Raw genomic sequence first — 8,383 nt, forward strand, 5'->3', positions numbered from 1 at the left:
CGGGTGACATAAATTCCTGAAAATATTACTATCACTTCATGACCGATCGAAAATCCCTGCGCTTTAGCATGCGCGACAGACGCCGCGCGCTGTCAGTAGAAGAACAGCGCGAGGCGTCGCTGGCGCTGTCCGAACAGCTTGCCGGGCACCGGCTGTTTCATCTGGCGCAACGCATCGCCTTCTATTTGCCCAATGATGGTGAGATCGATCTCACCTGGCTGATCGAATACGCCTGGCAACAGAACAAGCAGTGCTATCTCCCGGTACTGGGCCCGCGCAATGGCCAACGCATGTGGTTTTTGCCCTATCGCCCCGACACCCGACTGATTCCCAACCGCTTCGGTATCCCCGAACCGGCGCACCGCCGCCGCGATCGGTTGTTCAGCCCCATGTCGCTGGATCTGGTATTGATGCCGCTGGTGGCTTTTGATCATCAGGGCAACCGCGTCGGCATGGGCGGCGGGTTTTACGATCGCACGTTCGGATTTCGCCGTTACCGGCGTCACTGGCAACGTCCCTGGCTGCTGGGAACCGCCTATGCGTTTCAGCAGGTCGAACAGATCGACGCGGCCATCTGGGACGTCCCCCTGGACGGTATCGCCACCGAACAGGGACTGCTCCGGTTTCAACCGAACATCGCCGACTGATCCCGCCGGGTAAATGCCCCGCCTCGCGCCCCGCAGTGAGATTTATGAAATAATCCGGCCACGTTCCAAGAGGAGATCCGCATGAATTACTGGCTGATGAAATCCGAACCCGATGTTTTCGGCATCGACGACCTGGCCGCGATGCCGCGCAAGACCGATCACTGGGACGGTGTGCGCAACTACCAGGCCCGCAACATGATGCGCGACGAGATGAAAAAGGGCGATCAGGTCTTCTTCTACCATTCCAACTGCAAGGAGCCAGGGATCGTCGGTATCGCGGAGGTCGTCAAGGAAGGCTATCCCGATCACACGGCCTGGGACCCGAAATCCAAGTACTACGACCCCAAGAGCGACCCGGAAAATCCCCGCTGGTACATGGTCAACATCAAGTTCGTGCGCGAATTCGAGCGCACCGTCACCCTGCAAGAGATGAAACAGGAGAAAGCCCTGGAAGGGATGAAGCTGCTGCAGCGCGGCAACCGCCTCTCCGTCATGCCGGTAGAGAAAAAACACTGGCAACATATCCTGAAAATGGAAAAACGCTGATCCATCATCCCGGATCGCACGACAATCAAGCGGCCCACGGGCCGCTTTTTTGTTATATAGCGGCTGAACAACCCGATCGACCGGCCTGATCAGCCGTGATCGAATCGATCCAGGCCGATACATCATGTCGAGGCGATAAAAAATTGCATCATGCAATAATTTTATGCGCGATCAGGTGACCAACCACGATCAGAACCCCTGTTTTGTTGTTCACAACAAACGATCAGCGTCCTCTAACGACGCTAAACCGCCCTGGTTTACCGACAAATAGCCTTCCATCACTGTCCATAACGAAAAAATAAACCGATGAAGCGCAATTTTCTTGTTCAGAAGCCGTGTCGGCTTCACTCACGGGCGGTTATAAGGATGCAATGGCGGTGGATCACTAAAAAAATTTAACTCACACGGCCTTTCAGAGACGTTCACAAGTCCTCTTGTGCCAGTTTTTGCAACATCGCATGCCAGAATCGGCCGCAACACCGTCGATCAAAGCCTTCAAGCGGTATCGAAGCCGGCATAAACCCCGTTATACATCCCGATCAGTGCCGCGATGAACCAATCAGGCACGACAAAAACCCGAACACTTGCTTAACACCCCCTTCATCGGCAAAATTTTTCTTTGCGAACGCAAAAAAATTAAAAAAATTTTCTCCGCGGTCGTTATAAAACCGGAAATCTGGCGTATCGAAGCCGAAATTCATACAATACAAGCGCTAACAGTAAAAAATTAATTTGCTTTACTAGCATTTTTATTCTAGTTGGCTATACTCTGCTAAACTCAGTGCTCAACTCTGGAGGGTTGTTAACTATGGCAACGAAGAAAAAAGCCAAGAAGAAAGTCGCGAAGAAGAAAACCGCTTCTCGCAAAAAAGTAGCGAAGAAAAAAGTCGCTAAGAAACGGGTAGCCAAGAAGAAGACGGCTGCCAAAAAGAAAACCAAGAAAAAGGCTAAGAAGAAAGTAGCCAAGAAGAAGGCGAAAAAGAAAGTAGCCAAGAAAAAGGCCAAGAAGAAGGCCAAGAAGAAAGTAGCCAAGAAAAAGGCCAAAAAGAAGGCTAAGAAGAAAGTAGCCAAGAAGAAGGCGAAGAAAAAAGTCGCCAAGAAAAAGGCCAAAAAGAAGGTAGCCAAGAAGAAAGTGGCTAAGAAGAAAACCAAGAAGAAAACAGCCCGTCGCAAGAAGAAATAGGCGACATCAGCTGTAAAACGGGAGAAATCCCGGAAAATCGGGGGTTACCGGCGACGGTAACCCCTTTTTTTTGGCCGCAGGCCAAAAAAAGGGCCGAGGTACGAGGGACGAGTGACGAGGAGAACCAAAATCCAGCTGGACCGGGGGGTTGTAGGAGCGCCTTTGGCGCGACAGGCCATGCGGTCGGCAAAGTCTCTCGCGGCGTAGCCGCTCCTACGATCAACGAGCCTGTGTGCCGATTTTCCTCGTCACTCGTCCCTCGTACCTCGTCACTGCCCTGCTCCTGAAAGGAACAGGGCATTGGCGGGATTATCGGTCTCATCCCAGTAGCGATAGCCGATCTCGTCGAGGAAGCGTTGCAGCATGGGCTCCTCATCGGGCGGGACCTGCATACCGACCAGGACGCGGCCGTAGTCGGCGCCGTGGTTGCGGTAGTGAAACAGGCTGATGTTCCAGTGCTCGCCCATGTGATTGAGGAAGCGTAGCAGCGCGCCGGGGCGCTCGGGAAATTCAAAACGATACAGGCATTCGTGTTTCACGCCATCGACCCGGCCACCGACCATATAACGGATATGCAGCTTGGCCATCTCGTTGTCGGTCATGTCCATGTAGGGATAACCGGCCGCCTCCAGCTGGGCGAACAGCTCGCACTTTTCCTGTTCGCCGTGGTGCATCTGTACGCCGACAAAGATATGCGCCTGCGCGGGATCGGCGTAGCGGTAATTGAATTCGGTGATGCCCCGCGAGCCGATGGTTTCGCAAAACTTGCGAAAGCTGCCGGGCTGTTCGGGAATGGTTGCCGCAAACAGCAATTCGCGACGTTCACCCAGTTCGGCCCGCTCGGCCACGTGACGCAGGCGATCGAAATTCATATTCGCGCCGCTATCGATAGCGATCAGGGTCTGGCCGTGCACGCCCTTCTCCGCCGCGTATTTTTTCACACCGGCGACAGCCAGCGCCCCGGCCGGCTCGGTGATCGAGCGGGTATCATCGAAAATGTCCTTGATGGCGGCACAGATCTCATCCGTGGTGACCAGGATCACCTCGTCCACATACTTCTGTGCCAGACGAAACGGCTCCTCGCCCACCTGACGCACGGCAACGCCATCGGCAAATATCCCGACCTGATCGAGGCGGACGCGTTCGCCATCCCGCAATGCGGTATACATACCTGGCGCGTCTTCCGGCTCGACACCGATGATCTTGATCTCCGGACGCAGGGTTTTTACATAGGCGGCAATCCCGGCGATCAGTCCACCGCCGCCCACCGGTACGAAGATCGCGTCGATCGATTCGCGCTGGGCCAGCAATTCTTTGCCGATGGTGCCCTGTCCGGCGATTACCAGCGGGTCATCGTAGGGATGAATAAAAACCAGGCCCTGTTCCTCGACCAGCTCCATGGCATGTCGATAAGCGTCATCATAGGCGTTGCCATGCAATACGGTATTCGCGCCCATCGCTCTGACCGCGTGTTGCTTGATCTCGGGAGTGGTACGCGGCATCACGATGGTCGCATTAATCTGCAGGCGTTTGGCCGCCAGCGCCACGCCCTGGGCGTGATTCCCGGCCGACGAGGCAATGACGCCGCGCTGGCGCTCCTCTTCGGAGAGGTGAATAATCCGGTTGTAGGCGCCGCGCAGCTTGAAGGAAAAAACCTGCTGCAAATCCTCGCGCTTGAGCAGGACAGTATTGTCCAGCCGCTCGCTCAGGCGCGGCGCCGGATCCAGCGGGGAGTGGATTGCCACATCGTAAACCGGGGCGGCGTTAATCATGTCGACATATTGCTGAGTCATAGTCTGCTGCTTTTGGGGGCCTGCCGGAATGGTGACTTTCTGGCCATCGGTTGTGGATACCAGACCGGAATGCCTAATATAATGGCCTATTACCCGTTCAACAATGATACCAGCCCGAAAACACGGCCTGGCAGGAGAAAAGAGATGACACAGGACGAACTGAAGCAGCTGGTCGCCCAGGCCGCCATCGAACACGTGGTGCCGGGCACCATCATCGGCGTGGGCACCGGCTCCACCGCCAATTTCTTCATCGATGAGCTGGCCAAAATCAAGGGCAAAATCGACGGCACCGTCGCCAGCTCCGTGGCCAGTGCCGAACGGCTCAAGGGGCACGGTATCCCGGTTTACGATCTCAACGCCGTGGACGGCATCTCCGTCTATGTGGACGGCGCCGACGAAGCCAACGAACACCTGCAGCTGATCAAAGGCGGCGGCGGGGCGCTGACCCGCGAGAAGATCGTCGCGGCCGCGAGCAAGAAATTCGTCTGCATCGCCGACGAATCCAAGCTGGTCGGCGTGCTCGGCGCCTTCCCGCTGCCGGTCGAAGTGATCCCCATGGCCCGCAGCCTGGTGGCCCGCGAGATCGTCAAACTCGGCGGCGAACCGGAGCTGCGTCAGGACTTCACGACTGACAACGGCAACATCATTCTCGATGTGCACAACCTCGAGATCATGGAAGCCGTCAAACTGGAGCAGACCCTCAACAACCTCACCGGCGTCGTCACCAACGGCCTGTTCGCCATGCGTCCGGCCGACGTGCTGCTGCTGGGCACCAAAGAGGGTGTAAAAACGATGGAATAACCTCTTCTCTGAGGCACTGTAAATAACGCGGAGGTCGCAGAGGCGCAGAGGACGCAAAGGAATACCTTTATGCCTGGCATTACGCTGTAGGCCGGAACAAGCGATAGCGAATCCGGCATCACCATCCGGCAATGATATTTTGCAAAAAGGTGGCTCCTCTGGCGCTTGAGCAACCCTGCATCTAAATCCGGACCCGGAGCTGGACGGGAGCAGCCCTTACTTTTCCACGCGGGAGAGCGCTTGCGTAGACGTCTTGCCGCGAGGTCCACAATATTAAAAGCTTCGTGTCTTGGAGTCTTCGTGGTGAGAACTTATTCTAGTCACGAGCACCCGGAATCTAGTATCTGTTTGATGCAACGCACCCTCATCATCATTGGCATTATCCTGGTCATCGCCGGCCTGCTCTGGCCCTGGCTGAGCAAGCTCGGCCTGTTCCGGTTGCCGGGGGATATTCATGTCGAAAAGGAAAACATGCGGTTCTATTTTCCCATCACCAGCGCGATCATCATCAGCATCGTGATCAGTGTGATTTTGTGGTTTTTTAAAAAATAGAACAAAGTGCGCCGTTGGCAGTCGGAAGTCGGAAGTCGGAAGTCGGGAAGATGCTAATGTAGGAGCGACGATCATTTGGGCCGGGTTTTGATCTTCCTCGTCACTCATCCCTGGTACCTCGTCCCTGCGCCCGGAGGGCGTCGGGAGCGGCTTCGCCGCGATAGATCTTGCCAACCGCACGATCTATCGCCGATAAAATCGCCTCCCACAAACAAGCAAGGGCCTGTTTTGTCACTGTGGGAGGGGCTTTCAGCCGCGACAGCCTGGCTAGCCGCACGATCTATCGCGCCGAAGGCGCTTCTGCAACTTCAGATCAAATGATATTTTTCCTCGTCACTCGTCCCTGCGCCCGAAGGACGCCGATCAGGTAGGCCCGATATAGCGAAGCGGTATCGGGCATTTTTCGGGGTGCCGGACACCGCTGCGCTATGTCCGGCCTACGTGTTTTGGTCTTGAGAAGGTTTTCCTCGTCACTCGTCCCTCGCAACTCGGCCCTGGAACCATAGCGCGAACACGAGATATCAGTGAAAAGTTTGAAGTCAGTCCGGGAGAAACCGGCGGAGATAGGAAAGGGGATAGGAAATGTGGGCACTGACAGCCTGACCAATCGGAGAAGATTCTTCAGGCTGTCAGTGGTTGCCCCCAAAATTCGAGTGACGGGGCCTTGCCTACCCCGTTACTCTGCCTTGCCATTTATTTTTATTGTCATCCATGTTGTTTTTAGTGCTTCCTGCTTCACATGGGAGATTTGGCGTCCTCCTCCACTTGATCAGGTTGACGCACATACAGGAGACGATCCCCGTGCGGATTTATTCCTTCGAATCGAAAAAATTTTTCATATAAATTTCACATCAATATATTAGTTTTTTCTGATTTATTAATAGTGTATGGAATACCTGCCAGACATGATTTGCCACCCCTGACGGTCATGCTAGAATCGCCGAACCTTGCCTAACCAGAAGTTATGCAGTTATGAATCCATTGAATTTGTTCTCTCGTCACCATCATATTAAAGAACGGCTGGAAGAGCTGCGCCCGCAGCTTTATCGCCTGGCCTATTCCTGGACCAACAACCCGGCGCTGGCCGACGACCTGACCCAGGAGACCCTGGCCAAGGCCTTGAAAAATGTCGCCCAGCTGAAAAAACCCGAGGCGCTGAAAAGCTGGTCCTTTGGCATTTTGCGTAACTGCTGGCGCGATCATTACCGCAGCAGCCGCGACATGGACGACGTGGACAACGAGGTGTTGGCCGATAATCAGACGCCGGAAAAACACCACGAACAACAAAACATTGTCGATAAGGTCCGCGGAGCAGTCGCCAAACTGCCCGAGGGCCAGCGCCACGTGCTGACCCTGATCGACCTCGAAGGCTGCAGTTATGCCGAAGTCGCCGAGATTCTGGAGATTCCGATCGGCACCGTCATGAGCCGGCTGTGCCGGGCGCGCAAATCCCTGGCCGGAAAACTGCTTGAGTTCCAGCCTGAAAGTGCCGATAACGTGGCCTCTATCAGGAGAGTCGTATGAATTCGAATTTTTCCGATGAGCATCTGAACGCCTATCTGGATAACCAGCTCGATGCCGAGGAACGGAGTCTGCTGCTCGAGGAGCTGCGCCATGACCAGGCCCTGGCCGAACGGGTCTGCAAGCTGCAAAAAGTCCAGGACATGGTTCAACTGGCCTACCACAACGTGGCCAGCGAACAGAGCCCCGCTCAACCCGGTCGCCGACGCTGGCAGCTCCACTTTGCCCAGGCCGCCTCGGCACTGCTGATCCTGGGGCTGGGACTGAGCATCGGCTGGTTCAGCCATGACACCTTCAAGCGCCCGGCTTCCCTGTTCGAGATGGCCCAGTCCGCCCAGGTGGCCGCCGAACCGCAACCGGATGACGAGCTGAAACTGATGCTGCACGTCAACTCCGACGATCCTTCACGCCTCAAAACCGTGCTGGAAGAGGCCGAGTACCTGCTGCGCACCTCGCGGAGCAAACAACGTCCGTTGCGTATCGAGATCATGGCCAACGGCGAAGGCCTCAAGCTGCTGCAACAGGGCAATACCGCCTACGCCAGAAAAGTCCAGACCCTGAGCAGCAGCTACCAGAACGTCCGCTTCATGGCCTGCCGCATCGCACTGAATCGCTACCGGGAAGAAAACGGCATCAGTATCGAACTGCTGCCCAACGTCGACGTGGTGCCCTCCGCCATGCAGGAAGCCCTGCTGCGCCAGCGGGAAGGGTGGACTTATCTGAGAATCTAAAAAAACAGGGCCGAGGGACGAGTTACGAGTAACGAGGAAGAGCTTGTCCGACAGACCATAGGAACGGCTGCGCCGCGACAAGCCTGTCTACCTGGCAAGATCTGTCGCGGCTGAAAGCCCCTCCTACAAACCTTTCGCCACTCTCGTTCGTCGTGACTCGGCCTGCGTGCACAGGACGCCGGGAGCGGCTGCTCGCGGTCTAACGCTGCCAACTGCGACTGCTATATCTGCCCACTTCTTTTTCTGTCGCGCCAAAGGCGCTCCTACAACTTCAGGTGATGAGAGGCTTTTCCTCGTCCCTCGTAACTCGTCCCTCGTCACTGTTTATAGTTGGCATCCACCCAGCATCGGGGCAGCGCTTCGCCGGAAGGGAAGAGCAATCCCTGCTTGGCAAAAGACTGCTCGTCCTGCATCTCTTCACCCGCGTGGTAACGGCCACTGACACTGGCCACGAAAGGATCAAACAGCGCCCCCAGATCGATAATCTCCACCAGATCGCCGTTACTCATATCTTTAAGATACATACGTCCTGACTCCTGCTTTGATGGCTTGTCTGTAAAGTGTAGACGATAGGGGGGAGTTCTGAGTTCTGAGTTCTGAGTTCTGAGT

At 55.6% G+C, this 8,383-nt stretch carries 9 protein-coding genes; 7 read left to right on the forward strand and 2 right to left on the reverse strand.

Features of this window, described 5'->3' with window-relative positions:
* Positions 1-38 precede the first annotated feature (38 nt).
* The 3 genes from RI563_RS03410 to RI563_RS13445 all read left to right on the forward strand — a co-directional run bounded on the left by RI563_RS03410 (position 39) and on the right by RI563_RS13445 (position 2,376).
* On the forward strand, positions 39-647 hold the full coding sequence (locus tag RI563_RS03410) for a 5-formyltetrahydrofolate cyclo-ligase (RefSeq protein WP_310692941.1): 609 nt from the start codon (positions 39-41) through the stop codon (positions 645-647).
* A gap of 81 nt (positions 648-728) precedes the next feature.
* Positions 729-1,193 carry an EVE domain-containing protein gene (locus tag RI563_RS03415; protein WP_310692942.1) on the forward strand — a complete coding sequence of 155 codons (465 nt, stop codon included), beginning with the start codon at positions 729-731 and terminating at the stop codon, positions 1,191-1,193.
* An 808-nt stretch (positions 1,194-2,001) separates the two neighbouring features.
* Positions 2,002-2,376 (forward strand): hypothetical protein, encoded by a 375-nt coding sequence (locus RI563_RS13445; protein ID WP_310692949.1) that lies wholly within the window; start codon positions 2,002-2,004, stop codon positions 2,374-2,376.
* Positions 2,377-2,645: 269 nt separating this feature from the next.
* Here the strand turns inward: RI563_RS13445 and ilvA are convergent, their stop codons facing one another.
* Positions 2,646-4,199, reverse strand: coding sequence for a threonine ammonia-lyase, biosynthetic (gene ilvA, locus RI563_RS03425; RefSeq protein ID WP_310692948.1), 1,554 nt, complete (start codon positions 4,197-4,199; stop codon positions 2,646-2,648).
* 114 nt (positions 4,200-4,313) lie between these two features.
* Between ilvA and rpiA the strand changes: the two genes are divergently transcribed.
* From rpiA to RI563_RS03445, 4 genes are all read left to right on the forward strand, one after another.
* A complete protein-coding gene (gene rpiA / locus RI563_RS03430) occupies positions 4,314-4,970 on the forward strand; it encodes a ribose-5-phosphate isomerase RpiA (protein ID WP_310692943.1) in 657 nt (218 codons plus the stop codon).
* Between the two features lie 351 nt (positions 4,971-5,321).
* Positions 5,322-5,522 (forward strand): DUF2905 domain-containing protein, encoded by a 201-nt coding sequence (locus tag RI563_RS03435; protein ID WP_310692944.1) that lies wholly within the window; start codon positions 5,322-5,324, stop codon positions 5,520-5,522.
* Positions 5,523-6,494: 972 nt separating this feature from the next.
* Positions 6,495-7,046 carry an RNA polymerase sigma factor gene (locus RI563_RS03440; protein WP_310692945.1) on the forward strand — a complete coding sequence of 184 codons (552 nt, stop codon included), beginning with the start codon at positions 6,495-6,497 and terminating at the stop codon, positions 7,044-7,046.
* Positions 7,043-7,774 carry a hypothetical protein gene (locus RI563_RS03445; protein ID WP_310692946.1) on the forward strand — a complete coding sequence of 244 codons (732 nt, stop codon included), beginning with the start codon at positions 7,043-7,045 and terminating at the stop codon, positions 7,772-7,774. The genes RI563_RS03440 and RI563_RS03445 overlap by 4 nt, the downstream gene beginning before the upstream one ends.
* 317 nt (positions 7,775-8,091) lie before the next feature.
* On the opposite strand, the gene RI563_RS03450 is transcribed toward RI563_RS03445, so the two are convergent.
* A complete protein-coding gene (locus tag RI563_RS03450) occupies positions 8,092-8,298 on the reverse strand; it encodes an acetyltransferase (RefSeq protein WP_310692947.1) in 207 nt (68 codons plus the stop codon).
* Positions 8,299-8,383: the final 85 nt, after the last annotated feature.

The organism is Thiohalophilus sp. (assembly GCF_031581315.1).
Classification (GTDB): domain Bacteria; phylum Pseudomonadota; class Gammaproteobacteria; order UBA6429; family Thiohalophilaceae; genus Thiohalophilus.

Bases quoted from the DNA above. Each gene is read 5' to 3' on its own strand.
- RI563_RS03415 (WP_310692942.1), top strand. From the start codon at position 729: ATGAATTACTGGCTGATGAAATCCGAACCCGATGTTTTCGGCATCGAC.
- RI563_RS03410 (WP_310692941.1), top strand. From the start codon at position 39: ATGACCGATCGAAAATCCCTGCGCTTTAGCATGCGCGACAGACGCCGC.
- RI563_RS03435 (WP_310692944.1), top strand. From the start codon at position 5,322: ATGCAACGCACCCTCATCATCATTGGCATTATCCTGGTCATCGCCGGC.
- RI563_RS13445 (WP_310692949.1), top strand. From the start codon at position 2,002: ATGGCAACGAAGAAAAAAGCCAAGAAGAAAGTCGCGAAGAAGAAAACC.
- RI563_RS03440 (WP_310692945.1), top strand. From the start codon at position 6,495: ATGAATCCATTGAATTTGTTCTCTCGTCACCATCATATTAAAGAACGG.
- RI563_RS03445 (WP_310692946.1), top strand. From the start codon at position 7,043: ATGAATTCGAATTTTTCCGATGAGCATCTGAACGCCTATCTGGATAAC.
- rpiA (WP_310692943.1), top strand. From the start codon at position 4,314: ATGACACAGGACGAACTGAAGCAGCTGGTCGCCCAGGCCGCCATCGAA.
- RI563_RS03450 (WP_310692947.1), bottom strand. From the start codon at position 8,298: ATGTATCTTAAAGATATGAGTAACGGCGATCTGGTGGAGATTATCGAT.